23 protein-coding genes are annotated in these 25,089 nt (G+C 69.0%); 14 read left to right on the forward strand and 9 right to left on the reverse strand.

The annotated features are described in order from the left end of the window. The 3 genes from AB0M51_RS26540 to AB0M51_RS26550 all read left to right on the forward strand — a co-directional run bounded on the left by AB0M51_RS26540 (position 1) and on the right by AB0M51_RS26550 (position 1,388). The gene (locus AB0M51_RS26540) at positions 1 to 387 is read left to right on the forward strand and encodes a helix-turn-helix transcriptional regulator (protein WP_344200184.1); all 387 of its coding nucleotides are present in this window, start codon (positions 1 to 3) and stop codon (positions 385 to 387) included. Positions 388 to 412: 25 nt separating this feature from the next. Further along, positions 413 to 946, forward strand: coding sequence for a hypothetical protein (locus AB0M51_RS26545; RefSeq protein ID WP_344200187.1), 534 nt, complete (start codon positions 413 to 415; stop codon positions 944 to 946). Positions 947 to 1,046: 100 nt separating this feature from the next. Then, complete coding sequence (locus AB0M51_RS26550) at positions 1,047 to 1,388, forward strand: DUF2516 family protein (protein WP_344200190.1); 342 nt, start codon at positions 1,047 to 1,049, stop codon at positions 1,386 to 1,388. Position 1,389: 1 nt separating this feature from the next. Here the strand turns inward: AB0M51_RS26550 and AB0M51_RS26555 are convergent, their stop codons facing one another. Next, on the reverse strand, positions 1,390 to 2,181 hold the full coding sequence (locus AB0M51_RS26555; protein WP_344200193.1) for a L,D-transpeptidase family protein: 792 nt from the start codon (positions 2,179 to 2,181) through the stop codon (positions 1,390 to 1,392). A gap of 77 nt (positions 2,182 to 2,258) precedes the next feature. On the opposite strand from AB0M51_RS26555, the gene AB0M51_RS26560 reads away from it, so the two are divergent. Next, positions 2,259 to 2,762: a macro domain-containing protein gene (locus AB0M51_RS26560; RefSeq protein WP_344200196.1), complete on the forward strand. Its 504-nt coding sequence runs from the start codon at positions 2,259 to 2,261 to the stop codon at positions 2,760 to 2,762. 27 nt (positions 2,763 to 2,789) lie between these two features. Here AB0M51_RS26560 and AB0M51_RS26565 read toward each other — a convergent pair whose 3' ends face one another. The 3 genes from AB0M51_RS26565 to typA form a co-directional block, all read right to left on the reverse strand. Beyond that, on the reverse strand, positions 2,790 to 3,386 hold the full coding sequence (locus AB0M51_RS26565; protein ID WP_344200199.1) for a L,D-transpeptidase family protein: 597 nt from the start codon (positions 3,384 to 3,386) through the stop codon (positions 2,790 to 2,792). 205 nt (positions 3,387 to 3,591) lie between these two features. Beyond that, on the reverse strand, positions 3,592 to 5,247 hold the full coding sequence (locus AB0M51_RS26570; RefSeq protein WP_344200202.1) for a glutamate--tRNA ligase family protein: 1,656 nt from the start codon (positions 5,245 to 5,247) through the stop codon (positions 3,592 to 3,594). A 3-nt stretch (positions 5,248 to 5,250) separates the two neighbouring features. Continuing rightward, complete coding sequence (typA, locus tag AB0M51_RS26575; protein ID WP_344200204.1) at positions 5,251 to 7,113, reverse strand: translational GTPase TypA; 1,863 nt, start codon at positions 7,111 to 7,113, stop codon at positions 5,251 to 5,253. Between the two features lie 272 nt (positions 7,114 to 7,385). Between typA and AB0M51_RS26580 the strand changes: the two genes are divergently transcribed. After that, positions 7,386 to 8,021 carry a helix-turn-helix domain-containing protein gene (locus AB0M51_RS26580; RefSeq protein ID WP_344200207.1) on the forward strand — a complete coding sequence of 212 codons (636 nt, stop codon included), beginning with the start codon at positions 7,386 to 7,388 and terminating at the stop codon, positions 8,019 to 8,021. Here AB0M51_RS26580 and AB0M51_RS26585 read toward each other — a convergent pair. Further along, positions 8,007 to 9,137, reverse strand: a complete 1,131-nt coding sequence (locus tag AB0M51_RS26585; protein ID WP_344200210.1) for an FAD-dependent monooxygenase — start codon at positions 9,135 to 9,137, stop codon at positions 8,007 to 8,009. The genes AB0M51_RS26580 and AB0M51_RS26585 overlap by 15 nt on opposite strands. A gap of 122 nt (positions 9,138 to 9,259) precedes the next feature. Beyond that, positions 9,260 to 10,264, reverse strand: a complete 1,005-nt coding sequence (locus AB0M51_RS26590; protein WP_344200212.1) for an asparaginase — start codon at positions 10,262 to 10,264, stop codon at positions 9,260 to 9,262. A gap of 195 nt (positions 10,265 to 10,459) precedes the next feature. Between AB0M51_RS26590 and AB0M51_RS26595 the strand changes: the two genes are divergently transcribed. From AB0M51_RS26595 to AB0M51_RS26615, 5 genes are read left to right on the forward strand one after another with little or no spacing between them, the layout of a single operon-like run. Further along, positions 10,460 to 11,758: a sugar ABC transporter substrate-binding protein gene (locus AB0M51_RS26595; protein ID WP_344200215.1), complete on the forward strand. Its 1,299-nt coding sequence runs from the start codon at positions 10,460 to 10,462 to the stop codon at positions 11,756 to 11,758. After that, a complete protein-coding gene (locus AB0M51_RS26600; protein ID WP_344200217.1) occupies positions 11,758 to 12,645 on the forward strand; it encodes a sugar ABC transporter permease in 888 nt (295 codons plus the stop codon). The genes AB0M51_RS26595 and AB0M51_RS26600 overlap by 1 nt, the downstream gene beginning before the upstream one ends. Then, a complete protein-coding gene (locus AB0M51_RS26605; RefSeq protein WP_344200220.1) occupies positions 12,646 to 13,554 on the forward strand; it encodes a carbohydrate ABC transporter permease in 909 nt (302 codons plus the stop codon). It abuts the gene before it with no gap. Beyond that, a complete protein-coding gene (locus tag AB0M51_RS26610; RefSeq protein ID WP_344200223.1) occupies positions 13,551 to 15,995 on the forward strand; it encodes a beta-galactosidase in 2,445 nt (814 codons plus the stop codon). The genes AB0M51_RS26605 and AB0M51_RS26610 overlap by 4 nt, the downstream gene beginning before the upstream one ends. A gap of 10 nt (positions 15,996 to 16,005) precedes the next feature. Continuing rightward, positions 16,006 to 17,250 (forward strand): ROK family transcriptional regulator, encoded by a 1,245-nt coding sequence (locus AB0M51_RS26615; protein WP_344200226.1) that lies wholly within the window; start codon positions 16,006 to 16,008, stop codon positions 17,248 to 17,250. A 12-nt stretch (positions 17,251 to 17,262) separates the two neighbouring features. Here AB0M51_RS26615 and AB0M51_RS26620 read toward each other — a convergent pair whose 3' ends face one another. Beyond that, positions 17,263 to 18,255, reverse strand: coding sequence for a glycine cleavage T C-terminal barrel domain-containing protein (locus AB0M51_RS26620; protein WP_344200229.1), 993 nt, complete (start codon positions 18,253 to 18,255; stop codon positions 17,263 to 17,265). Between the two features lie 110 nt (positions 18,256 to 18,365). Here AB0M51_RS26620 and AB0M51_RS26625 point away from each other — a divergent pair, with 110 nt between their 5' ends. Then, positions 18,366 to 19,187, forward strand: a complete 822-nt coding sequence (locus AB0M51_RS26625) for an LLM class flavin-dependent oxidoreductase (RefSeq protein WP_344200231.1) — start codon at positions 18,366 to 18,368, stop codon at positions 19,185 to 19,187. 74 nt (positions 19,188 to 19,261) lie between these two features. Here the strand turns inward: AB0M51_RS26625 and AB0M51_RS26630 are convergent, their stop codons facing one another. Then, complete coding sequence (locus tag AB0M51_RS26630; RefSeq protein ID WP_344200234.1) at positions 19,262 to 20,638, reverse strand: cation:dicarboxylase symporter family transporter; 1,377 nt, start codon at positions 20,636 to 20,638, stop codon at positions 19,262 to 19,264. Between the two features lie 111 nt (positions 20,639 to 20,749). On the opposite strand from AB0M51_RS26630, the gene AB0M51_RS26635 reads away from it, so the two are divergent. Together AB0M51_RS26635 and AB0M51_RS26640 are read left to right on the forward strand one after the other, a co-directional pair. Further along, the gene (locus tag AB0M51_RS26635) at positions 20,750 to 22,006 is read left to right on the forward strand and encodes an ATP-binding protein (RefSeq protein ID WP_344200237.1); all 1,257 of its coding nucleotides are present in this window, start codon (positions 20,750 to 20,752) and stop codon (positions 22,004 to 22,006) included. After that, positions 21,999 to 22,676 (forward strand): response regulator, encoded by a 678-nt coding sequence (locus AB0M51_RS26640; RefSeq protein ID WP_344200240.1) that lies wholly within the window; start codon positions 21,999 to 22,001, stop codon positions 22,674 to 22,676. Before AB0M51_RS26635 ends, AB0M51_RS26640 begins: the two co-directional genes overlap by 8 nt. Here the strand turns inward: AB0M51_RS26640 and AB0M51_RS26645 are convergent. Continuing rightward, positions 22,673 to 23,167 carry an FABP family protein gene (locus AB0M51_RS26645; RefSeq protein ID WP_344200242.1) on the reverse strand — a complete coding sequence of 165 codons (495 nt, stop codon included), beginning with the start codon at positions 23,165 to 23,167 and terminating at the stop codon, positions 22,673 to 22,675. The genes AB0M51_RS26640 and AB0M51_RS26645 overlap by 4 nt on opposite strands. A gap of 1,090 nt (positions 23,168 to 24,257) precedes the next feature. On the opposite strand from AB0M51_RS26645, the gene AB0M51_RS26650 reads away from it, so the two are divergent. Continuing rightward, complete coding sequence (locus tag AB0M51_RS26650; RefSeq protein WP_363750953.1) at positions 24,258 to 24,620, forward strand: DsrE family protein; 363 nt, start codon at positions 24,258 to 24,260, stop codon at positions 24,618 to 24,620. The last annotated feature ends 469 nt before the right edge of the window (positions 24,621 to 25,089 follow it).

The raw sequence follows: 25,089 nt of genomic DNA on the forward strand, positions 1-25,089 counted from the left end.
ATGGCCAAGCTGAGTGATCGGGCAGCTGGGGCGGTGGGCTCCCTCGGGGAGTACCTCGCCGAGCAGCGGCGGCACGCGCAGTTGTCGCTGCGGCAGTTGTCCGACCTGGCCGGAGTGTCGAACCCGTACCTCAGCCAGATCGAGCGCGGCCTGCGGAAACCGTCGGCCGACGTGCTGCAGCAGCTCGCGAAGGCGTTGCGGATCTCCGCGGAGACCCTGTACGTACGGGCCGGCATCCTCGATCCGGACGAGAGCCAGGAGGGCAAGCAGCCCTCCGGTGTGGTCGACGCCGTCCTGCTCGACCCGGCGCTGAACGAACGGCAGAAGCGAGTGCTGCTGGACGTGTACGCGTCGTTCGTCCGCGAGAACACCCCCACTGCTGACTGAACCAGACACCCCGAGGAGCAGCCTGATGGCTACCCGTACGCCCGTTACCCCGTTCTACGCGATCGCCGGCGCCGGCGACCTCGCGGTCGAGAAGGTCCGCGCCGTCGGCGTCGACGTGACCGCCCGGATCGCGAAGCTCGACCAGAAGACCCTGCAGGCCGAGCTCACCAAGGAATTCACCAGGGCGCAGTCCGAGCTGACCAAGCGCTTCGAGGCGATCGTCGCCGACGCCCGGACCGCCCCGGCGAAGCTCCGCGAGCTGCCGAAGACCGCGCAGACCGGTCTGACCGTCGTCCTCGGCCAGGCCGAGGAGACCTACGAGGACCTGGCCGGCCGCGGCAAGGACCTGGTCGAGCGGATCCGCCACCAGCAGGCCACCGAGGACCTGGAGGCCGCCGCGAAGACCACGGTGAGCAAGGCCAAGGCCACCCGCACCACCGTCAAGAAGACCGCGCAGACCGCGTCCCGGAACGTGAAGGCGACCGCGACGAGCGCCCGGAAGACCGCGAAGGCCGCCGCCAAGGCCGCCGAGTCCGCCGCCGACAAGGTCGGCGACTGAGCGTGACGATCCCCGCACTGCGGGGTGAATCCGGGTCCGGGCGGTCCCCCGCTGCGCTCGAGCAGCGGTGGGCCGCCCGGCTGTCGGTTAGGCTCGTAACATGAGCATCTGGCAAAGCCTGATCCCCGGATTCGCAGATCCGCTGTCCGTGATCTGGTGGGTCCTGATGGCTATCAAACTGGTGGCGCTCGCCGACGCGGCGTTCCGGCCACGGGCCGTGTTCATCGCTGCCGACAAGCTCACCAAGCCCGGCTGGGTGCTGATCCTGGCCGTGTTCGCACTCAGCCAGGTGTTCCAGGGATGGCTGAGCTTCTTCGGCCTGATCGGCATCGTCGCGTCCGCCGTCTACCTGGTCGACGCCCGTCCCGCCCTGCGCGCCGCCACCGGCCGTGGCCGCGGCGGCTGGGGGATCCGGCGCCGCCGGGGGCCGCGCCCGCTCTGACTCACGAGCGGTAGACGATCACCTTGTCGCCGACGTGGACCTCGTCGAAGAGGACCTTGATCTTGGCCAGGTCGCGGACGTTCACGCAGCCGTGGGACGCGCCGTTGTAGCCGCGGGCCGCGAAGTCCGACGAGTAGTGCACCGCCTGGCCGCCGCTGAAGAACATCGCGTACGGCATCTTCGAGTCGTACAGCGTCGACACGTGGTTCCGGCTCTTCCAGCCGACCGTGAAGCTGCCCTCGCGGGTCGCGGTCTTCACCGCGCCGAACCGGACGTCCATCTGCATCTTCACGACGCCGTCGACGACGTACCGCAGTTTGCGGGTGCTCTTGTCGATGCACAGCGCCACCCCGGTCGCGCACCGCGGGTCGAGCTTCTTGCCGTCCACCACCGGCGCCGGCGGGTACAGCTCGGCCTGGGTCGGCTCGTGGGTCGCCTTGACCAACTGGTCCAGGGTGTTCTGATCGAGGTACCCGAGCGGCGGAATGCCCTTGGACTTCTGGAACTTCTTCACCGCGGACCGGGTCATGGTCCCGAAGTCGTCGTCCTGGTACCGCTTCTCGAGCAGTTTCAGCTGCACGAGCCGGGCCTCGACCTTGCGCACGTCCTTACCGCTGGAGCCGTTCTTGAACACGGCCTTCGGATAGATCGGCAGCTCACCGCTGATCTCGAACGGCGTCGCCCGCACGTCCTCGGTCGACGCGGTGGCGGTCATTCCAGCACCCATGAGTGCCGCAATCGCCCCGCCGACGACCAGCGTCGAGAGCAGTTTCCGAACGATCAGCCCGCGCATCGGACCCCCTTCCTACACTCGTAGGACGTCCACACCACCGAAATGGTTGGTCCCTCAGCGTACCGGAGGAATCGCTCATGGAGATCGTGCTGAGCACCGCGGACATCACCACGGTGCCCGCCGACGCGATCGTCAACGCGGCGCATCACGCGCTGCGCGGCGGCGGTGGGGTTGACGGGGCGATCCATCGGGCCGGTGGTCCCGAGATCCTCCGAGAGCTCGTCGAGCGATACCCGAACGGCACCCCCACCGGTACGGCGGTGTGGACCACGGCGGGCGCGCTGCCGGCGACGTACGTGATCCACGTGGTCGGCCCGAACTACACGGCCGGCCAGCGCGATCCGGCGTTGCTCGAGTCCTGCTACCGCGACGCCCTGCGGATCGCGGACGAGCTCGGCGTCGCGACGATGACGTTGCCGGCGGTCTCGGCCGGGATCTACGGCTGGCCGGCCCAGTCGGCCGCGGACATCGCCGTACAGACGCTGCTCGGTACGCGGGCAAAGGTGTCCAGGGCAACGTTCTGTCTGGTGGAACCCCGGTTGTACAAGGCCTTCCGGAACGCGACAGCGGCCGGGCAGTAGCTCCCCGGCCGCTGTCGATCAGTCAGCTCACTTGTTGTAGACGACGACCTTGTCGCCGACGTGCACCCGGGCGAACACCCAGGCGATCTTGCTCTTGTCGCGAACGTTCACGCAGCCGTGCGAGGCGCCGTTGTAGCCGCGGGCGCGGAAGTCCGACGAGTAGTGCACCGCCTGGCCGCCGCTGAAGAACATCGCGTACGGCATCTTCGAGTGGTACAGCGTCGAGACGTGGTTCTTCGACTTCCGGTAGACCTTGAAGACGCCGTTCCGGGTCGGGGTCTTCATCGCACCGAACCGGACGTCCATCACCTGCACCGGCTTGCCGTTGACCAGGTAGACCAGCTTGCGGGTGTGCTTGTTGATGCACAGCACCCGGCCGCGGGTCATGCAGCGGCTGTCCAGCCGGTACTTGCGCATCACGGCCGCCCGGCTCGCCGCCGTGCTCTTCGTCGCCGCCGGGGCGGCCGACGGCGGCAGGCCCACCGGCTTCGGCGCGGTCGCCGAACTCTGCGCCGACCCCGCAACCTGCGGTGCGGCCTCGGCCGCGGTGGACGCCGTCAGTGCTCCGACGCCGACGAACGCGGCAGCCGTCAAGGTCGCGCCGAGCTTACGCAGAATGCCCATGATTCCCTTGTCCTTCCCCCAAAGAGTGCTTCCACAAGACAGACGTCGCTACTTCACGTCTGGTTGGTAACGAATCGGAACTTCTTTTCCCCGCCCCGCAGCCGAAGAATTACTTATCACACCGATGTAGTCCGGGTCGCGCGCTGTGAGCGACCGTGTCCAGTTCGTGGCCTACGAGTCCCTGGAGTCCCTTCAGCCACAGCAGTTACGCGCCGGCCAGCGCCCTCAGCCGACGCAGGATCTCTGCCTCACCGAGCGCCTGCGCCGTCGCGTGCAGGTCCGGACTGCGGGTCGCGCCCGTGATCGCGACGCGGACCAGCTGCGACGCCTCGCGGATCGACCCCGCGTACGCGTCCGGGTCCTTCTTGTACTCCTTGGCGTTCGGCGCGAACCCGTGCTTCGCGGCGAGCGAGCGCACCTGGTCGAACCACTCCTGCGGGTCGTCACGGTGCTCGTACCCGGCGACAAGATCGCGGGCGAACGCCGCGGTGACGTCCGGGGCGACACCGAGCGGGACGAGCCGTTCGTCAGCCGGCCCGGCGACCGGGACGAACAGCCCGGTGAAGAAGAAGCCGTACGCCGCGCGGAAGTCGGACCACTTGCGCAGGTCCTTGCGCGGGTTCTCGACACCGTCACGCTCGACTGCGAGCGCCCGCAGCGCCAGGTCCCTCTCGTTGTCGAGGACCGGCACCAGGTCGGGGTCGTACTCCGTGGCCCAGGCGCGGACCGCGTCGAGGATCTGCTGCCCGCTGAGCGTAGCGATGTAGTCGGCGCTGATGTCCTCGAGCTTGACCAGGTCGACGAGCGGACCCGCGACGCCGCACTGGCCCAGGTCGATCGGTGTCGTCAGTGCCTCGGCGAGCGGCAGCTCCGCGAGGCGTCCGTTGGCCAGCCCACGCAGGTAGTACAGCACCGCCTCGGCCGGGTAGCCCTCGCCGATGTAGAAGTCGACGCCGGCCTCGGGGTCCTTCCGCTTCGACAGCTTCCGCTTGCCGCCGGGAATCTGCTTCATCAGCGGGGCGATGTGCGCGTACTCGATCGCGTCGAACTCCAGCGCCGCGAACAGCTGCTGGTGCAGCGGCACCGAGGAGATCCACTCGTCACCCCGGATCACCAGGTTGATCCGCATCAGGTGGTCGTCGACCGCGTGCGCGAAGTGGTACGTCGGGAGTCGCGGCGACTGGTCCGAGGACTTCAGGATGACCGCGTCGTTGCGGTTCGCCTCGTGCTCGAGCCGGCCGCGGATCGCGTCGACGAAGCCGGTCCGCTGCCCGTCGGCGTCGTCGGGCGTGCGGAAGCGCACGACGTACGGCGTACCCTCGGCGAGCTTCGCGGCGACCTCGGACGGATCGGCGTCACGCCAGATCGCCCACTTGCCGTAGTACCCGGTCGGGAGCTTCGCGGCCTGCTGGCGGGCAGTGATGTCAGCCAGCTCGTCCTTCGTCGCGAAGCACAGGTACGCCTTGCCCTGCCGGAGCAGGTGCCGCACGTACGTCAGGTAGATCCGCTCGCGCTGCGACTGCAGGTACGGCCCGTACGAACCGTGATCCTTGTCCTCGTCGGAGCTGATTCCGAAGTAGTCGAACGCGCGCCCGAACTGCTCGAGCGCGCCCTCGACCTCACGCGACTGGTCGGTGTCCTCGACCCGGACCAGGTAGACCCCACCGCTGTTCGACGAGATGTCCCGGTCGATCATCCCGACGTAGACGCCGCCGATGTGGATGAACCCGGTGGGCGACGGGCCGAGACGGGTGACCTTCGCCCCCTCGGGCAGCTCGCGCTGCGGGTACGTGTCCTCCCAGTGCTGCGGCTCCGGAAGGTCGCTCGGGAACAGGCCGTCGATCACTCCGCGATCCAGCATCCGTCAGCTCTTGCTCTTGCGGCCGAGCTTGGAGCGCTCGATCTGCGTCAGCGCGACCTTCCGCATGCGGATCGCGTCCGGCGTGACCTCGACGCACTCGTCCTCGCGGCAGAACTCCAGCGACTGCTCCAGCGACAGCTTCCGGGCCGGCACCAGCTTCTCGAACTCGTCCGCGTTCGAGCGGACGTTGGTCATCTTCTTTTCCTTGGTGATGTTGACGTCCATGTCGTCGGAGCGGGAGTTCTCGCCGACGATCATGCCCTCGTACACCTCGGTGGCCGGCTCCACGAACATGGTGCCGCGCTCCTGCAGGTTGATCATCGCGTACGACGTCGCGGCGCCGGCCCGGTCCGACACCAGCGAGCCGGACGGGCGCGTCCGCAGCTCGCCGAACCACGGCTCGTACCCCTCGAACACGTGGTGCGCGATGCCGGTACCGCGGGTGTCGGTGAGGAACTCGGTGCGGAACCCGATCAGGCCACGCGCGGGCACCAGGAACTCCATCCGGACCCAGCCGGTGCCGTGGTTGGTCATCTGCTCCATCCGGCCCTTGCGGACCGCGAGCAGCTGGGTGACGGTACCGAGGTACTCCTCGGGGCAGTCGATCGTCAGCCGCTCGACCGGCTCGTGCCGCTTCCCGTCGATCTCACGGGTGACCACCTGCGGCTTGCCGACGGTGAGCTCGTAGCCCTCGCGACGCATCTGCTCGACCAGGATGGCCAGCGCCAGCTCACCACGGCCCTGCACCTCCCAGGCGTCCGGGCGCTCGGTCGGCAGCACCTTCAGCGACACGTTGCCGACCAGCTCACGGTCGAGCCGGTCCTTCACCAGCCGCGCGGTCACCTTGGTGCCCTTGACCCGGCCGGCCAGCGGCGAGGTGTTGGTACCGATCGTCATCGAGATGGCCGGCTCGTCCACGGTGATCAGCGGCAGCGGCTTGGGGTTGTCCGGGTCGGTCAGCGTGTCGCCGATCATGATCTCCGGGATGCCCGCGATCGCGACGATGTCGCCCGGACCGGCCGAGTCGCCGGGCACCCGCTCGAGCGCCTCGGTGACCAGCAGTTCGGTGATCTTGACCTTCTGGATCGAGCCGTCGTGGCGGCACCAGGCGACCTGCGAGCCCTTCTTCAGCGTGCCTTCGTGCACCCGGACCAGCGCGAGCCGGCCGAGGAACGGAGACGCGTCCAGGTTGGTGACGTGCGCCTGCAGCGGCGCGTCCTCGGTGTACTCCGGGGCCGGCACGTTGTTGAGGATCGTCTCGAACAGCGGCTCGAGGTCCTCGGAGTCCGGCAGGCCGCCGTCGGCCGGCTGGTTCAGCGAGGCGCGGCCGGCCCGGGCCGACGCGTACACCACCGGGAAGTCCAGCGCGCTCTGATCGGCGTCGTGGTCGAGCAGGTCCAGGAACAGCTCGTAGGTCTCGTCGACGACCTCGGAGATCCGGGCGTCCGGGCGGTCCACCTTGTTCACCACGAGGATCACCGGCATCTTCCGGGCCAGCGCCTTGCGGAGCACGAACCGGGTCTGCGGCAGCGGGCCCTCGGAGGCGTCCACCAGCAGCACAATCGCGTCCACCATCGACAGCCCGCGCTCGACCTCGCCGCCGAAGTCGGCGTGGCCCGGGGTGTCGATGATGTTGATCGTCATCTGCTCGCCGTTGGCCATCTTGTGCCGGACGGCGGTGTTCTTGGCGAGGATCGTGATGCCCTTCTCACGCTCCAGGTCGCCGGAGTCCATCGCCCGCTCGTCGACGTGCTGATGGGCACCGAACGCGCCGGACTGCCACAGCATCGCGTCCACGAGGGTGGTCTTCCCGTGGTCGACGTGGGCCACGATCGCGACGTTGCGCAGGTCGTTACGGACAGGCATGAGGAAGCGCTCCAAGCAATGAGAGGGATCTGGCGGTGGCTACGGCTGGTTTCACGTGCCACTCGACACAGGGCGCAGCAACGTCATCTTACCTGTTCACCGCTCGTGTCCGGAAAACGGGACAGCCTTTGACTTTTGTTGACTGGACGTCCAGTCTATAAACGGCGCCTGGGGAGGGGCCGTAACCACGGGGGGTCAGCCCCGAGGCGCCGGGCACAGGGGTGTGGGGGTTGCCCGGCGCTTCAGGGCCCTGACCAATTGCGAGGAACTCAGTGCCGCGATCGGCGAGCCTGAACCGGGAGCTGCGGGAGCGGTCCCGGGAGCGGATCCTGGCCGCAGCCCTCGAGGTCTTCGCCGCCAAGGGGTACGAGGCCGCCTCGATCTCCGAGATCACCGCGGTCGCGGGCGTCTCCCGCGGCCTGGTCGCGTACTACTTCGCCACCAAGGAGCAGCTGGCCGCGGAGCTCCTGGACCGCTGGCTGGACGGCATCGCGGGCATCCTGTCCATCCAGGGAACTCCTGATGAACGTCTGGCCGGCATCATCGACGGCGCGCTCACGGCCGCGGCCGCCAGCCTGCCGATCCAGCGGCTCGCGATCAGCCTGATGATGCAGCCCGGGACCCACGACGTGTTCGCCCGCGTCGAGGACGCCAAGTCCGAGCGCCTGTCGCTGGTCGAGGACGCCATCCGGGACGTGTTCGCGGCCCGCGGCGCCGCCGACCCGGCCGTCGAGGAGATGTTGCTCAGAGCAACGTTGGAGGGCGTGACGGTGAAACTCGCGATCTACCGCGAGACCTTCCCGCTGGAGGCGGTCCGCCGCCGCCTGTACGCCGGCTACTCGCTCCCCGAACCCACGACGCCGCTCCCGTTCGCGTCCCCGCCCGTGGACCGCCTACGCGCCAAATGAACCGGGCGGGGTCCACTCGAAGATCCGGGTCCCGTTCCGCAACGCCGCTCGCGGTGGGGTGCGTTTGAGCAGCGCGTTCCGCAGCCACTGCCCCCGCCCCAGATGCGCGCCGGTCCGCGCCATCCACGCCGACCGGTTCACCAGTTTCTGGGTCCGCCGATACCTGGCCTTCTCGTACTTCGCCAGCCCCGTCGGCAGGTGATCCCCGGCCCGGACCAGCAGCCCCAGCGACACCGCGTCCTCCATCGCCGAGTTCGCGCCCTGCCCGAGCGTCGGCAGCATCGGATGCGCGGCGTCCCCGAGCAGCACCACCCGCCCTCCGGTGTACCTCGGCAACGGTCGGCCCAGCACCCACACGTCGTGCCGGATCACCTCGCCGGTGGTCTCGGTCAGCCGCCGTACGTCGGGAGCCCAGCCGGCGAAGTATTCCCGCACGGCTCGCACCTCGTCGGCGATCACCTGCCCGCTCGGCATCGCGACGTACCCGTACCAGTAGACCTCGTCCGCGCTGATCCGCAACGCCCCGAACTCCGCCCGCCGCCCCCACGTCATCGCGAACCTGTCGTCGAGGACGTCGTCCGCCGTCGCGGCCCGCCAGCAGCTGAAACCCGTGTATTTCAAGGCGTTCCCGAACAGGACGTTCCGCGTGAAGCTCCGGATCCCGTCCGCCCCGACCACCAGGTCCGCCCGCGCGCTGTGCTTCTCGTTCCACGTCACGCGTGCCCGCTCGCCACCCGGCGTACCGGGCTCGACGGCGGTCACCCGAGCGCCGGTGACCAGCTCCGCCTCCTGCACCCCGGCGACCGCTTCGTGCAGCCGCTGCCGGTGGATCCCGGTCATCCGGGTACCGTCAGCGTCCGGTGCCTTGAGCAACCATTCCCCGTCCCACCGCCGGGTCCCGGCCGCCCGTACGACGTACCCCTTGTCCCGGATCCCGTCCGCGGCCCCGATCACCTGCGCGGCCCGCAACCCGTTCGCCGTCACCGCCAGCCCCGCCCCGACCTCGCGGAACTCCGGCGCACTCTCCAGCACCCGCACCCGCCACCCGGCCCGCCCGAGCGCGGCAGCAGCCGCCATCCCCCCGATCCCGCCACCCACCACGATCGCCTCGTCCACCCGACCACCATAGAAACGCCCGCCGCCGCACGCATACGACAGCGGGCGTATCCGCAGATCCGCCCTCGGGCGTCCTTTCCGGAAAGAAGTCGGCGCTCCGCGGCGAAAAGTTTCCGGAAAGCTCAGCCGAACAATGCGCTCGGGCGGATCTGTCCGACCTTCACGCCACCACCCAGTACGACGGTGTCGAGCAGCTCGTCGATCACCGGCGCCTCGACGCCGATCCGGCGCAACGTCGCCGCGGTCACCAGCTCCCGGGAGCGCTTCGCCCCGTCGCCGTCCTCGATCTTCAGCGCGATCCCGCGCCCGTCGGCGAGCCCCACGGCGAACACGCCCTCGGCGCCGACCTTGCAGAACAACCCGTCGACCCCGCGGATCAGCTTGGTCTCTTCCCGGGTACTCCCGCTGGCGTACTGCGGGAACTCGCGGAAGGCGTTCGCCACCCGCCCCTCGTACGTGTCCGGCGCCGACGCCGCGAAGAGCCCGAACGACCGGGCCAGGCCGGCCAGGCTGATCGCGAAGATCGGCGCACCGCAGCCGTCGACCGCGACGTACGACACCTTCTCGCCGGCCGAGTCCTCGATCGCGGTCCGGATCGCCTGCTGCAGCGGATGGTCCGGCGACCGGTAGTCGTCGCGGCCCCACTTGGCGTGCGGATCCTGCTCGGTGGCCGGGTCGTGGATCGGCCAGCCGTTGAGCGTGCTGGTCAGGATCATCGCGGCGTGCTTGCCCGAGCAGTTCATCGCGACCCGCTCCGGCGCCCGCCCGGCGCACACCCAGGCGTCCCGGTCCGCGGGCTCCACCGGGTACGCCGTGGGCGTCCGCAGCGCCGACTCGTCCAGCCCGGCCTTCGCGAGGATCGCCCGGACGCCGTCGAGGTGGAACTGTTCGCCGGAGTGGGAGGCGCCGGCCAGGGCGAGAAGTTCGCCGGTGAGCGGGAGGCCGTTGCGGAGCATGCCGAGGGCTTGCATGGGCTTGTTGGAGGAGCGCGGGAACATCGGCTCGTCCACGATGCCGGCGGACCACTCGACGGAGCCGTCGGGGTTCGACACCACGACGGAGCCGCGGTGGTGGCCTTCGACGAAGCCGCTGCGGACGACGTCGGCCAGGATCACAGGTTCGGTCACGGCTGAACTGTACAGGTGCAAAACAGCCTGTTGCGAATGATTCGGATCACGGCCGGAGCCTGCCGCCGGTCACGGTTCGGGATCTCGGGGCCCGAGGTCTTGTCAACGATTATTCCAATGGTTAGTTTAACCGCCACCCAAATCCTCAGGGTTGAACAGAAACCCTCAGGACCCAACATGCTGGAGGGTCACGCGATGACGATGGACACACGGCTGGGACGGCGTGGATTTCTCGGAATGGGACTGGCAGCCGGCGTCATCACGCTGACCGCCTGCGGATCGGACAACAAGAGCGCCACGGCGTCGGGCGATGCGGAAGCCGCCGACCTGGTGATGACGGTGTGGGGCGGCGAGTCCGACAAGACGGCGTACCAGAAGCGGATCGACCTGCTCACGGCGAAGTACCCGAAGCTGAAGATCACGTTGCAGCTGATCCCGAACGACGGGTACGCGCAGAAGGTGCAGACGATGATTGCCGGCGGCAAGGGGCCGGACATCATGGAGGTCGCCGAGAGCGTCAACGTGTACTCGAGCAAGAACCAGATCCAGCCGCTCGACGACCTGGCGAGCAAGGCCGGGATCGACCTGGAGAAGCGGTTCGGCTCGATCGGGAAGCTGTACTCCTACCAGGACAAGGTCTACGCGATCCCGGACCGCTCCGGCGCGATGATCGTCTACTACAACAAGGCGCTGTTCGAGGCGAAGGGCATCAAGGCGCCGACCGCGGACTGGACCTGGGACGACACGCTGTCGGCGTTCAAGGAACTGAGCATCCCGGGTAAGCAGTGGGGGTACGGCGGTTCGGGCTGGTGGCCGCAATGGTGGAGCTTCGTCTACCAGAACGGCGGGAAGATCATCGACGACAGCGGCAAGCCCACCGTCGCCACCGACGAGGTGATCGAGGCACTGCAGTGGGCCGGCGACCTGATCTACAAGCACGGCGTCGTACCGACGGCGAAGCAGTACGCCGACATGGGCGCGGACATCGGCGGCGACCAGGCGTTCGCGAACGGCAAGGTCGCGGTCAACACCACCGGCTTCTGGGCGATCAGCGGACTGACCAAGTCGAAGATCGACTGGGACATCGCGCCGCTGTGGAAAGGCAAGCAGCAGGCCGTGAGCGCGTTCGGCAGCGGCCTGGCTGTTTCCCGTACGGCGAAGAACCCGGCGGCGGCGTTGAAGGCCATCGACTTCCTCACCTCACCGGACGCGCAGCAGCAGATCATCGCGACCGGGCAGGACGTGCCGGCCAACCTCGACGTACAGAAGAGCGACGCGTTCCTGAAGCCGTCCTGGATGACCAAGCCGGTGAACATGAACGTGTTCGGGGAGTCGAGCGGTTTCGTCTACCGGGCGCCGTTCATCCCGCAGTGGAACGAGATGCAGAAGGCGTTCGACGACGGGCTGGCCGACTTCTGGCTCGGCAAGCAGGACGCGCGGACCGCGCTGACCGCGATCCAGAAGCAGCTCGAGTCCATCGTCAAGCCGGCCTGATGTCGAGGCTGCGCCGCCGCGAGGCGCTCTGGTTCTACCTGTTCGCCTCGCCGTGGATCATCGGCTTCGTGGTCTTCCTGCTCGGGCCGATGATCTCGTCGATCTACATCTCGCTGACCGACTGGGACTCGTTCACGCCGCCGAAGTGGGTCGGGCTGCAGAACTACACCCGATTGCTCACCGACGATCCGGTGTTCTGGAAGGCGTTGTGGAACACGTTCTACTACGCCGCGATCTCGGTCCCGCTCGGACTGGTGATCGGACTGTGGCTGGCGAACCTGCTGAACAAGCAGGTTCGCGCCCGCAAGCTGTTCCGGACGCTGATCTACCTGCCGACGCTGGTCCCGCTGGTCGCCACCGCGATGATCTTCAAGATGGTGCTCGCACCGTCCGGCCCGCTGAACGACGCACTCGGCCTGTTCGGCCTCCCCGGTCCGTCGTGGCTGCTGGAGGCAGTGTGGGTGAAGCCCGCGCTGATCCTGCTGTCCGTGTGGGGTGCCGGCGGGGCGACCGTACTGTTGCTCGCGGCAATGAAAGGGATTCCGCGGGAGCTCTATGAAGCCGCCGAGGTGGACGGCGCGTCGCCGATCCGGCAGTTCTGGAGCATCACCGTCCCGCAGTTGACGCCGATCATCTTCTTCAACCTGATCATGGGGCTGATCGGCGCGTTCCAGGTGTTCTCCCAGGTGTACATCCTGACCAAGGGCGGCCCGAACAACGCCAGCCAGACGATGGTTCCGCTGCTGTTCGACCAGGCGTTCTCGTTCTACAAGATGGGCTACGCCTCGGCGATCTCGTGGATGCTGTTCCTGGTCATCCTCGGGTTCACGCTGCTGGCCTTCCGCACCGCCCGTCGCTGGGTGTTCTACGAAACCGAGGTGAGGTAGATGGCGACCGCACTGTCCGCGGCGACGCCGGCCCGCGAACGCAGTACGCCGAAGGAACGCGTTGTCGGGGTTTTCCGCGCGACGCCGTTCTCCTACGCGACGCTGATCCTGGTGTCCGCCGTGCTGTGCGTGCCGCTGGTGTTCGTGGTGTCGATCGCGTTGTCCAGCGACCAGACGGTGAACGCGAACACCTTCACGATCCTGCCGCGCGAGTTCCACTGGGAGAACTTCACCCGGGTGTTCTCCACCGAGCTGCCGATGCAGCGCTTCCTGCTGAACTCGGTGATCATCTCGGCCGGCGCGGTGCTCGGCCAGGTGCTGTCCAGCGGCCTGGTCGGTTACGCGTTCGCACGGTTGCGGGCGCCGGGCAAGAACGCGCTGTTCATCATCGTGATCGCGACCATGATGATCCCGTCGCAGATCACGATGATCCCGCAGTTCATCCTGTTCAAGGACCTCGGCTGGGTGAACACCTACCTGCCGCTGATCGTGCCGAACTTCTTCTCCAACGCGTTCAACGTGTTCCTGGTCCGGCAGTTCGTGTCCCGGCTGCCGAGCGAGATCGACGAGGCCGCGATGGTCGACGGCCTGGGCTTCTTCGGCATCTACCGGCGGATCATGCTGCCGATGCTCGCGCCGGTCCTGATCGCGATCGGCATCTTCACGCTGACCGCGACCTGGGGCGACTTCATGGGCCCGCTGATCTACCTGAACGACGAGTCGAAGATGCCGCTGGCACTGGGCGTGCAGTACATCACCAGTACGTCGCAGGCGCTGCAGGCGCCACCGTGGAACCTGGTGATGGTCGGGTCCATCCTGCTCACGCTGCCGATGATCCTGGTGTACTACCTGGGGCAGCGGTACCTGTACGAGATGGACATCAGCGGCGGAAGCGCAGGGGTCAAGTGACAGTCAGATTGGATGCACGCGGCATCACCATCGACGGTACGCCGCGGATCGTGCTGTGCGCGTCGTTGTTCTACTTCCGGTTGCCTCGCGAGCAGTGGCAGGAACGACTGGAACAGGTACGGCGATCCGGCTACACCTGCGTGGACGTGTATCTGCCGTGGAACTTCCACGAGCTGTCCCCCGGCCGCTGGTCGTTCGACGGCCGCCGGGACGTCGCCGCGTTCCTGGACCTCGCCGCCGAGACCGGGCTGCACGTCATCGCCCGGCCCGGTCCGTACATCTGCTCGGAGTGGGACGGCGGTGCGTTGCCGGCGTGGCTCGGCCTCGACCCGGAGTTGCGCGTCCGGCAGAACGAGCCGAGGTACCTCGCGCAGGTGATGACCTGGTTCGACCAGGTGCTGCCGATCCTGGCGGCGCGTCAGCACGGGGCGGGCGGATCGGTGATCATGGTGCAGCTCGAGAACGAGCTGGACTTCTTCGACTGCGCGGATCGGCCCGGGTACATCGCCGCGCTGCGCGACAAGGCCGTTGCCCACGGCGTCGACGTACCGCTGATCGCGTGTTCCGGGCAGGGCGACCTGTTCGGCGCCACCGGTGAGGTCGCGGGCGTCGTACCGGCGTGCAACTTCTATCCGGACGACGACTCGCCGTTCGTGGAGGAGGAGGTACGGCGGTACGCGGGGCTGCTCGCGGGGCGCGGGCTGCCGCTGCTCGTCACCGAGACGAACCGGCGGCATCGGACGCTCCGTCGGCTGCTGGCCAGCGGTGCCTCGCTGATCGCGCCGTACCTGCAGTCCTCGGGGTGGAACTTCGGGTACACCCCGTCGACGGGGAACTGGGGACGGCCCGGGAACTTCATGAGCCACGGGTACGACTTCGGCGGCTACGTGTCGTCGACCGGCGTGGAGCGTTCGGAGTACGCCGAGGCGCAGGTGCTGGCCTGGGTACTCGAGGCTCTCGGGCCGCGGCTGGCGGCCGCGACGCCGGGTACGCCGATCGAGGTGACCGCCGACTTCCCGACGAGCTCGTCGCACTCGGTGCTGGACCTGGACGGCGGCGGCCGGCTGGTCGCCGTACCGAACCTGGGTGCCGAGGACGGGTACGCGACCGTCGAGGGGACCACGGTCGCCGTGGCCGCCGACTCGTGCCCGCTGATGCTGCTCGATCTGCCGCTCGGAACCAGCACTCTGCACTTCGCGTCGGCCGACCTGATGTCGGCGAAGGACGGCCTGCTGTTCTGCTCGTCAGTGCCGGTGACCGTGATCATTGGCCGCACCACCGAGGAGATCCCGGTCGGGGCGTCCCGGATCGTCGAAGGCGTAGCCGTCACCGTCGAGCCCCCACCGGAGGTCGCCGAGCCGGAAGTCCCCGGCTCAGGTGTTGCCGCTGTACGGCGGCGTACGTCGGCACCGGCCGCGGTCCCGGCGGGTACGTACGAGGTCCCGCCGCCGCTGGAGGCGCTCGGGGTGTCCCGTGGGCGCGGTACATACACGACGACGGCCGAGCTGACCGGTGAGCTGCTGCTGGTCGGTGCGGCCGACATCGTCGATCTGTCGATCGGCGGCCGGGTGCACACGTTCGCCGGCTTCGGGGCAACCGAACGCATCGACGTCCGCGGACTCGACGGCGAACTCCGGGCCACCGTCGAGATCTGGGGGCACGCGAACTTCGACGACGTCCGGCTGCCGTCCATGCGGCTCGGCGCGCTCCGCGGCCTCGGCACGCTGTGGAACGTCGTCGAGGCACGGGACATCTCCGCGCTCTGGACAGTGGACGGTCACTGGGCGGGCGACCCGGCTCCGGTGCGCAACCTGGCCGGTTGGAGCAGCACCCGCATCGGTACGCCGATCAGCTACACGCGGCGGGTCGACACCGAGGCACCGGCCGCGCTGCACCTGGACGGTGTCCGCGCGCCGGTCAGCGTGACCGTGGACGACGGCGTACCGGTGACCGTCCACCGCGAGGACCCGTGGGTGCTCCTGCCGACCGGGACCAAGCAGATCTCGGTGACGCTCCCCCACGATCCGAGCGGCGGCGGCCTCCGGGCCGAGCTGCTCACGCTGAGCGCGATCCGTGACTGGACCTGCGCGACCCAGAACGACGAGCTGCTGACCGAGTTCGCGTCCCGGCGCGAGGACGGGGTGGACGTCGAACTGCCGCTGACGCTCCGCCCGGGCGAGGAGGCGTGGCTCGACCTGTCGCTTCCAACGTTGGAGAATGGCGCTCTGCTCCGGGCCGAGGGCACTCAGGCCCGGATCACCGGGTGGGCGTCCGGGGAGTGCCTCGGCCGCGTCTGGCTCGGCGACCGGCCGGCGTTCTCCGGCGGCGATCCCGACGTACTGTGGATCCCGCCGGGATGGACCGGGCTGACGCTACTGGTTCAGGGCGCCGCCGGGCCCGCCGTACCGGAGCTTCGGACGATCGGGATCGAGACCAGCTAGGGGAGGACAGTTGCCGCGGCAGACATCACGGGACCTGCGCAACGAGAGCCGGTTCGAGGTGCTGCACGCACTGTTCACGCTGGGGCCGTCGACCCGGCAAGAGATCGCCCGGCACACCGGGCTGAGCACGGCGACGGTGGCCACGCTGGTCACCCAGTTCCTGTCCGAGGGTGTGCTGCGGATCGCGACGGTCGAGCAGAACACGGTCGGCCGCCCGTACGAGCGGCTCACCATCGACCCCGACCGCGGCCGCATCCTCGGCATCGACGTCGCCGAGACGTACGTCGACGCGACCGTGTACGACGTACTCCTGCAGCCGCTCGGGCAGAGCCAGGTCCCGCTCGACGAGCACCAGAACGGGCAGGAGTACGTCGTCGACGGCATCGTCCGCGCGATCGATGCGGCGGTCGCGGACGGCAGCACCGAGCGGGAGCAGATCATCGGGGCCGGGGTCAGCATGCCCGGTCAGGTGCGGCCGGACGCCGGCGTCTCGGTGTTCGCGCCGAACTGGGACTGGCACGACGTCACGATCGAGGCGCTGCTCGCGGAACGCCTCGGCCTGCCCGTGTACGTCGACAATCCGCTGAAGGCGGTCGCGCTGTCGGAGCTGTGGTTCGGTGTCGGGCGGACCACAAAGAGCATGGCCGTGGTCAACCTCGGCACCGGGGTCGGCGCCGGAATCGTGATCGACCGCGCCCTGCTGCGCGGCGAGGCGAACAACGCGGGCGAGTGGGGGCATACGCTGCTCCAGCTCGACGGCCGGGCGTGCCGGTGCGGGCGGCGAGGCTGCGTCGAGGCGTACCTGGGGGTCTGCGGGCTGCAAACGACGCTGGCCGAGATCGATCCGGAGCACCCCGCGCTCCGGGAGGCGCAGCAGCGCGGGTTCGTGGACGCGGTCGCGGACGGTCTGGCACGGGACGACGAGGCGCTCGTGGAGCTGGCACGGCGTACGTCGCACTACCTGGCAGCGTCGCTCGGTGACCTCGTCAACTTGCTGAACATCTCGCACATCACGCTCACCGGCTGGACGACGTCCGCGCTGAGCGGCTGGCTGATCCCGGCGGTCCGCGCGGAACTCCCGGATCATGTTCTGCCGGGTTCGCTCCCCGACCTGACCGTCGAGGCCTCCCAGGTCCCCGGCAACCCCGTCGCCCTCGGAATGGCAGCCTTCAGCCTCGAACAGTTCCTCCGCACCCTGGGCCTCGCCAGCAAAGCCACCCTCCCCACCAGCGCCCGCCGCCTCCGGGTGACTTAGCCTCCGGGTGACTTAGAGCCTGGCGCGGACGTGCAGGCCGGCCTCGGGGTCGACCAGTAGTTCCTGGGTCGCGGTGACCGTCGGCTGGTCCTCGGCGACGATTTCCAGCTCGGCCGCGGGGTCGACGTTGCGCTTGACCAGCGCGAGGGCGATCGGCCCCAGCTCGTGGTGCCGCGCGGCGGAGCCGATCGAGCCGACCTGCTTCTCGCCGGCGCGGACGGCGTACCCGTGGGCCGGCAGGTGGTCGACCGAGCCGTCGAGGTGCAGCAGCACCAGCCGCCGCGGCGGCCGGCCGAGGTTGTGCACCCGGGCGACCGTCTCCTGCCCGCGATAGCACCCCTTGTTCAGGTGTACGCCGACCCCGAGCCACCCCAACTCGTTCGGAATCGCCCGCTCGTCCGTGTCCAACCCGAACCGCGGCTGCCCGGCCGCGATCCGCAACGCCTCGTACGCCCAAACCCCCGCCGCTGCTCCTTCGAGCCCCGCCAGCTCGCCCCGCGGCAGGAACACCTCGTGCCCGCCCAGCGAATCCTCACCACTCCGCGTCAGATGCTCGCCTTCGGCCGCGCCCGGCCGCCAGACGATCGCGTACTGGTCAGTCACGTCCGCGATCTCCACGCGCGACATGAACACCATCTTCTGCAGCCACTCCACCAACGCGGCAGCAGCTCCCGGCTCGGTGTGCAACCAGAACGTCTCGCCGTCGTCCACGCCGTACATCACATGCTCGACGTGCCCTGTCGGCGACAGCAGCAGCGCCGTCGTGGACGTCCCCGGCTTGAGCCCTTCGAAGTACTGCGTGGTCAGCGCGTGCAGCCAGGTCAGCCGGTCCGGCCCGGTGATCGTGACGACGTCCCGGTGCGAGAGGTCGACGAACGCCGTACCCGCGACCAGTGCGCGTTGCTCGCGCAGATCCGAGCCGTAGTGCGCGGCGACACCGGCGTCGAGTCCGTCGGCCTCGACAGCGCCGGGGCGGTCCAGCAGGGGGCTGCGGTTGCGTGACATGTCACCAGAGTACGTCCTTCGGCGTACACCGAAGGACTCCCGCCGTGGGATGTGGACAGACCCCTTCCAGCGCCAGTCTGGAAGGACAAACTTTCGGAGGGAGCGGGACGATGAGCGACAGGGCATTCCGGTTCGGCGTGGTCGGCAGCCCGCGGACCGGAGCAGAGTGGACGACGACCGTACGCCGGGCCGCGGAGCTCGGGTACACGACCGTACTGATGCCCGACGGCCTGCAGCTGCCGTCACCGTTCCCGTCGCTGGCGATGGCCGCCGCGGTCGCGGACATCCGGGTCGGCACGTTCGTCGCGGCGGCTCCGTTGCGTACGCCGCGGGCCGCGGCATGGGAGGCGCACACGCTGACCGTGCTCACGGACGGCCGGTTCGAGTTCGGTATCGGCACCGGGCGGCCGGACGCGGAGCAGCAGACCGCGGACATCGGGCTGCCGTGGGGCTCGGCGAAGGAACGCCGCGACCAGGTACGCCGCACCCTGGACGTGCTGCAGGAACTCGACGGTGACCGCCGTACGCCGATCATGCTGGCCGCCGGCGGACCGCGGGCGCTCGCCCTGGCCGCCGCCCGTGCCGACATCGTGTCGCTGGCGAAGGACGCGATGACGCCGCGCGCCGAGGTCGCCCAGCTGGTCAAGGACCTGGCTGAGCTGGCCGGATCGCGGGCCGACGAGATCGAGCTGGCGACCAACCTGTTCGCGGCCGGTACCCGCGAGCTGCCGCCATGGACGAAGCGCGCGGCCGGCGTGGATCCCGAAGTACTCGAGGCCAGCGACTCGCTGATGCTGCTCCGCGGTACGCCCCAGGAGATGGCGGACGAGCTGCAGCGGCGGCGGGACGAGTTCGGCACGTCGTACATCACGGTCAACTCGATGTACCTGGAGGACCTGGCGCCGGTGGTGGAGCTGCTGCACGGCCGCTGAGCTCTTTCCCTGCACAGCACTGCCCGCCGGTCTGTGGTTCCGGCGGGCAGTGCTCGAGGGGTGGGACAGATGGTCTATGCGTCGGTGCGGGCCCCGGTGACGGCGGGGGCTGTGGTCGCGGCCTCGCCGCCGTGCGTGTCGCCGGCGGCGAACGCGACCTCGTCGAACGGGTCGTTGCCGGCGAAGACCCGCCTGGCCTGCTCCTTGTCGAACTCGCCGACCCAGTGGCCGACCAGGAGGGTGGCGACCGCGTTGCCGGCGAAGTTCGTCAGCGCCCGCGCCTCGGACATGAACCGGTCGATGCCGACGATCAGCCCGACACCGTCGAGCAGCTCCGGCCGGTGCGACTGCAGGCCGCCGGCCAGCGTGGCCAGGCCCGCACCGGTGACACCGGCGGCACCCTTCGAGGCGAGGATCATGAACAGCAGCAGCGAAATCTGCTGCCCGACCGAGAACGGCGTGTTCATCGCCTCCGCGATGTACAGCGACGCCATCGTCAGGTAGATCGCCGTACCGTCCAGGTTGAAGGAGTACCCGGTCGGCACGGTGATACCGACGACCGACCTGTCGATACCGAGATGTTCCATCTTGCCGATCAGCCGCGGCAGCGCGGTCTCCGACGACGAACTGGACACGATCAGCAGGAACTCACGGCCCAGATAGCGGAGCAACTGGAAGATCGACAGCCCGGTCACCAGCCGCAGGATCGCCCCCAGTACGACGATCACGAACAGCAGGCAGGTGATGTAGAAGGCCAGCATGATCTTGCCGAGGCTGACCAGTGCGTCCCAGCCGGTCGCGCCGACCACGGCCGCGATCGCGCCGAACGCACCGACCGGTGCCGTCCACATGATCATCGACAGCACCTTGAAGACCAGCCGCTGGATGTGACCGATGCCGACCAGGATCGGCTGCCCCTTGGCGCCCATCGCCTGCAGCGCGAACCCGACGAGGAGCGCGACCAGCACGGTCTGCAGCACCTGTCCCTCGGTCAGCGAGGAGAGCAGCGACTTCGGGATGATGCCGAGGACGAAGTCCGTCGAGCTCGTGTGCGCGCCGGCGGCCTGCGCCTGCCCGGTCTTGCGCAGCTTGTCGGTCAGGTCGAGACCGGCACCCGGCTGCACGATGTTGCCGACCACGAGGCCGATGCCCAGCGCGATCGTCGACATCACCAGGAAGTAGACGAGCGCGAGGCCACCGACCTTGCCGACGCTGGCGGCCTGCCGGACGGAGCCGATGCCGAGCACCAGCGTGCAGAAGATGATCGGGCTGATCAGCATCTTGATCAGGTTCACGAAGCCGGTGCCGAGCGGTTTCAGCTCGACCGCGAAATCGGGGAACAGGAACCCGACACCGATACCGAGCAGGACGGCGACGATGACGGCGATGTAGAGGAAATGGGTCCGGTCGTTGCGGACCGGCGTCGGGCGGGGTTCGGTCGGGCTCGACATTGGTGGGACTCCCTGTATGAGCCTGGCGGAGGGGTTGTTGGGTAACTGTGACGTGACGCACAGGAGAAGCGCGCATTTCGTTCATATCGTTCGCGGTGCAAACTGTTCGGCATGAAGCACAGGCCGTGGGAGCTGCGCCGCCAGGTCTTTTGGCTGCAGACCGTCACGGTCACGGTACTCATCGCGATGTCCTGGATCGTGATGGTCAGTCGTTCCCGCGCGCAGGCCCTTCGCGACGCGGCGGTCAGCGGTCTGGCCGCACCGAGCTGGTGGGAGTTGGCCAGACTCGACCTGCGCTCGATGCTCGGGATCGCCAGCCTGATGCTCGGGATCGCGATCGCCGGCAACGCACTCGTCACCTGGCGGGTACGGCGGGCGACCCGCGGCGTGGGCACGCAGTCGCTCGCGCGGATGCTCGACTTCTACGAGGGTGTACTGCACGCCGCGCGCGAAGGCCTGATCCTGCTCGACACCGACGGGCGGGTCCAGCTGGCGAACGACGAGGCGCTGACGTTGCTCGGGCTGCGCACCGTCGTACCCGGTACGCCGCTGGAGGACCTGCACCTCGGCGCCCCGCTCGCGGAGCTCCTCGCCACCGGGCGGACGGCGTACGACGAACTGCACCTCGGCGCGCAGGGCGTCGTGGTCGTGAACCAGCAGCCGTCCGGGCGCGGGCGGATCGTCACGCTGCGGGACCACACCCAGTTGCAGCGGCTGCTCGGCGAGCTGGACGCGGTCCGGAGTTTGGCGGAATCGCTGCAGGCACAGAATCATGAGGCATCGAACCGGCTGCACACCGTGGTCAGCCTGATCGAGATCGGCAAGCCGGAACGGGCCCGGGAGTTCGCAGTGTCGGAGTTGCAGTTCGCACAGGCGATGACGGACCGCGTCGTCGGTACGGTCGGCGACCCGGTGCTCGCGTCGTTGCTGCTGGCAAAGTTGTCGCAGGCGCAGGAGCGTGGCGTCCTGCTCACGCTCGACCTCGGACACGAGGCACTGAACACCCGGCTGCCGGCGCAGGACGTGGTGACCGTGGTCGGAAACCTGCTGGACAACGCGATCGAGGCGGCGCGCGGCGGGCCGGCGCCGCGGAAGGTCGAGCTCCGGGCCGCGACCACCGCAGACGCGGTGGACCTGATCGTGACGAACACCGGCGCCGAGCTGGGGTCGGCGGAGCTGGCGCACATGTTCGAGCGCGGCTGGACGACGAAGGCCGAGCCGGGCCACGGGCTGGGGCTCGTACTGGTGCGCAGTACGGTCGAGCGGTGGCAGGGTTCGCTGATGGTCGACCCGGATTCCGAGCTGGACGAAGTACCCGCGTTGACAGTGCGGGTGCGGCTGCCCAGGGCGGTGAGCGCGAGTGCCTGACCTCCGGGTGCTGGTCGTCGAGGACGACCCGGTCGCGGCGGAAGCCCATCGCACGTACGTCGATCGCCTGCCTGGGTTCACGTGCGCCGGCGTCGCCGGTACCGCCGGGCGCGCGCTGCAGGTGCTTGCCCGCGGGGGCGTCGACCTGGTGCTGCTGGACATGCATCTGCCGGACGGGCACGGGCTGGACATCGTCCGGCGAATGCGTGCTCTCGGCAACCAAACCGACGTGGTCGCGGTGACGTCCGCGCGGGAGGTCGCCGCCGTGCAGGCGGCGGCGCGGATCGGGGTCGTGCAGTACGTGCTGAAGCCGTTCGCGTTCGAGACCCTCCGGGACCGGTTGACGGCGTACGCGCGGCAACGACGGGCCGCCGCCCTCGGAGAGGTCGTCGCGGATCAGGACGAGGTCGACCGGTTGTTGCACCCGGCAACCGTCTCGTCGGTGCCGAAGGGGCTTGCCGGAGGCGTGCTGGACCGCGTCGTACAACTGCTGGGAAACCGGGAAGGCTGGACCGCCGAGGAAGTGGCGACGTCACTCGGTACGTCGCGGATCACGGCGCGGCGCTACCTCGAACACCTCGCCGATCAGGGGCAGGCGCTACGCACGCAACGGTACGACGGGCGGAGCGGCCGGCCGAAGGTCGAGTACTCCTGGGTGGCCGAGAGTTAGCTGCGGACCAGGGTTGCCCAGAGGTGCGGCTGCAGCGACTGGCCCTCGGCGGCCATGTCGTACGCCCAGAGCAGCTCGCCGTTGACCAGCCCGTACAGCCGGTGGCCGGCGGTGACCTCCTTGGCGGAGGTGGTGCGCGCGACCACGTCGGTCTGCAGCTCGATCTTCGCGCCGTCGATGTCGCCGTACCAGATCTCCGCGATCCCCGTCGGGTGCGCCAGGATCACCTCGAGCTTGTTGTCCGGCTGCGGCCGCCAGAACCCGGTCTCCACCGCGAGCGGACGCTCCTTGGTCCCGTCCTCGGCAACCTTGAACGTCTGGCTGACATAGTGCAGGTACGGCTTCCCGTTGTGGGTGAAGTCGATCTGCTGCCCGAACTCGAACTTCTCGATCGTCGGGTAGTCCCCGTGCCCGCGCCCCTCCCAACGCCCGAGCAGCCACGCCAACGGCATCAGATCCGGGTGCAGATCCTGCGGAATCTCGAACGCCATGGGATCACTCAGCCCGCGTGACGGCCGCGATACAGCCGATAGACGACAAACGCCGAGAACCAGCCCATGAACACACAGACCAGAATCAGCAACGTGGTGAACACAACATGCAACACACCCGCAGTCTAAAGCACCCCCACCCACACCCCCATCACCCACCACGTGACATCCCGCACGCCCACCCCCGCACCGCAACCCACGGACGCAGATCCTGCGGTACAGGTGCCGCGGACGCGGGTCCTGCGGGTGCGGGCCCTGTGAGCGCGGGTCCTGTGAGCGCGGTGCCCAGCCCCGGTCCCACACCAGGGCGCAGATCCTGCGGGCGCGGGCCCTGTGAGCGCAGGTCCCGTGGACGCGGGTCCCGGACGCGGGCGAAGGTCCTGCGGATGCCGGTCCCGGACGCGAGTTCGAACGCGGGTCCCGGACACAGGTTCGAACGCGGGTCCCGGACACAGGTTCGGACACGAGCCCCGGACGCAGGTTCGGACGCCGGTTCCGGACGGGTCCCAGACCCGGGCGCATGTCCTGTGAGCGCACGTCCTGTGGACGCGGGTCCCGGAGGCGGGTCCCGGACGCGGGCGCAGGTCCTGTGGACGCGGGTCCCGGAGGCGGGTCCCGGACGCGGGCGCAGGTCCTGTGGACGCGGGTCCCGGAGGCGGGTCCCGGACGCGGGCGCAGGTCCTGTGGACGCGGGTCCCGGAGGCGGGTCCCGGACGCGGGCGCGGATCCTGCGGGCGCATGTCCTGCGGATGCGGGTCCCGGAGGCGGGTCCCGGACGCGGACCCCGGACGATGGCTCGGACGCGAGTCCCGGACGGGCCCAGACCCGGGCGCAGATCCTGCGAGCGCAGGTCCTGCGGATGCCGGTCCCGGATGCCGGTCCCGGATGCCGGTCCCGGACGCAGGTTCGGACGCGAGCCCGGACACAGGTTCGGACGCAGGTTCGGACGCAGGTTCGGACGCGAGCCCCGGACAAAGGTTCGGACGCGGGTGCCGGACGTGCGTTCTGGACGTGGGGTTCTGGACGTGGGGTTCTGGTGCGGGTTGTGGACGTGGGGTTGTGGTGTGGGGGTTTCGGATACGGTGGCGGGATGTCGCGCGCGCTGGTGATCAAGCTGACTGCAGGTGCCGAGGAAGCCGAACGCGCCAACCAGGCCTTCACCGTCGCCGCCTCCGCCGTAGCCGCCGGCGCGACGGTCTCCCTCTGGCTCACCGGCGAAGCCGTCTGGTTCGCTGTTCCCGGCCGCGCCGAGTCCTTCGAACTCCCCCACGCGGCCCCACTCGCCGACCTGCTCGCCGCAGTACTCGAAGGCGGCCAACTCACCGTCTGCACCCAGTGCGCCAAACGCCGCAACCTCACCGAGGCAGACGTCCTCCCCGGCACCCGCATCTCCGGCGCCCCCACCTTCACCGAAGAAATCCTCACGGAGAACACCCAAGCAATCGTCTACTAACCGCCGAGTCGTGGCGTTCGGTCCGCCACCCCTTCCCCGAGTCGTGGATCCCGGTCGCAAAACAAGGCCAATACTCACGACTCGACCGAAGGGGCGTCCGCCGATCGCCACGACTCGGCGAGGGCTGGGTTGGAGTTCGGTGTGCGAGCGCGAGCGCAAGCGCGGGTGGATCCGGCGCACGGCTACGGGGCGCCGGCCGCATGTACGTGCGGCCACCTGTATGCACGAGGCGGAGCTACGTGCGGGCCACTGGTATGCGCGAGGCGCAGGTATGCGCGAGGTTGCCGAGTGCAGGTACGTGCGGGGCGCCGTGTGCAGGTACGTGCAGGCGTGGCAAGTACGTGCGGGCGTGGCAAGTACGTGCGGGCGTGGCAAGTACGTGCGGGCGTGGCAAGTACGTGCGGGCGTGGCAAGTACGTGCGGGACATAGGCCCGAGCGGTAGTCGCGCGAACCGTACGAAGGACGTAC

This window comes from Kribbella sp. NPDC051137, assembly GCF_040682535.1.
In the GTDB taxonomy this organism is placed as follows: domain Bacteria; phylum Actinomycetota; class Actinomycetes; order Propionibacteriales; family Kribbellaceae; genus Kribbella; species Kribbella karoonensis.

Excerpts from the sequence above, each read along its gene's own strand:
- AB0M51_RS26540 (WP_344200184.1), top strand. The coding sequence starts at position 1 with ATGGCCAAGCTGAGTGATCGGGCAGCTGGGGCGGTGGGCTCCCTCGGG.
- AB0M51_RS26545 (WP_344200187.1), top strand. The coding sequence starts at position 413 with ATGGCTACCCGTACGCCCGTTACCCCGTTCTACGCGATCGCCGGCGCC.
- AB0M51_RS26550 (WP_344200190.1), top strand. The coding sequence starts at position 1,047 with ATGAGCATCTGGCAAAGCCTGATCCCCGGATTCGCAGATCCGCTGTCC.
- AB0M51_RS26555 (WP_344200193.1), bottom strand. The coding sequence starts at position 2,181 with ATGCGCGGGCTGATCGTTCGGAAACTGCTCTCGACGCTGGTCGTCGGC.
- AB0M51_RS26560 (WP_344200196.1), top strand. The coding sequence starts at position 2,259 with ATGGAGATCGTGCTGAGCACCGCGGACATCACCACGGTGCCCGCCGAC.
- AB0M51_RS26565 (WP_344200199.1), bottom strand. The coding sequence starts at position 3,386 with ATGGGCATTCTGCGTAAGCTCGGCGCGACCTTGACGGCTGCCGCGTTC.
- AB0M51_RS26570 (WP_344200202.1), bottom strand. The coding sequence starts at position 5,247 with ATGCTGGATCGCGGAGTGATCGACGGCCTGTTCCCGAGCGACCTTCCG.
- typA (WP_344200204.1), bottom strand. The coding sequence starts at position 7,113 with ATGCCTGTCCGTAACGACCTGCGCAACGTCGCGATCGTGGCCCACGTC.
- AB0M51_RS26595 (WP_344200215.1), top strand. The coding sequence starts at position 10,460 with ATGACGATGGACACACGGCTGGGACGGCGTGGATTTCTCGGAATGGGA.
- AB0M51_RS26600 (WP_344200217.1), top strand. The coding sequence starts at position 11,758 with ATGTCGAGGCTGCGCCGCCGCGAGGCGCTCTGGTTCTACCTGTTCGCC.
- AB0M51_RS26605 (WP_344200220.1), top strand. The coding sequence starts at position 12,646 with ATGGCGACCGCACTGTCCGCGGCGACGCCGGCCCGCGAACGCAGTACG.
- AB0M51_RS26620 (WP_344200229.1), bottom strand. The coding sequence starts at position 18,255 with ATGTCACGCAACCGCAGCCCCCTGCTGGACCGCCCCGGCGCTGTCGAG.
- AB0M51_RS26625 (WP_344200231.1), top strand. The coding sequence starts at position 18,366 with ATGAGCGACAGGGCATTCCGGTTCGGCGTGGTCGGCAGCCCGCGGACC.
- AB0M51_RS26630 (WP_344200234.1), bottom strand. The coding sequence starts at position 20,638 with ATGTCGAGCCCGACCGAACCCCGCCCGACGCCGGTCCGCAACGACCGG.
- AB0M51_RS26635 (WP_344200237.1), top strand. The coding sequence starts at position 20,750 with ATGAAGCACAGGCCGTGGGAGCTGCGCCGCCAGGTCTTTTGGCTGCAG.
- AB0M51_RS26645 (WP_344200242.1), bottom strand. The coding sequence starts at position 23,167 with ATGGCGTTCGAGATTCCGCAGGATCTGCACCCGGATCTGATGCCGTTG.
- AB0M51_RS26650 (WP_363750953.1), top strand. The coding sequence starts at position 24,258 with ATGTCGCGCGCGCTGGTGATCAAGCTGACTGCAGGTGCCGAGGAAGCC.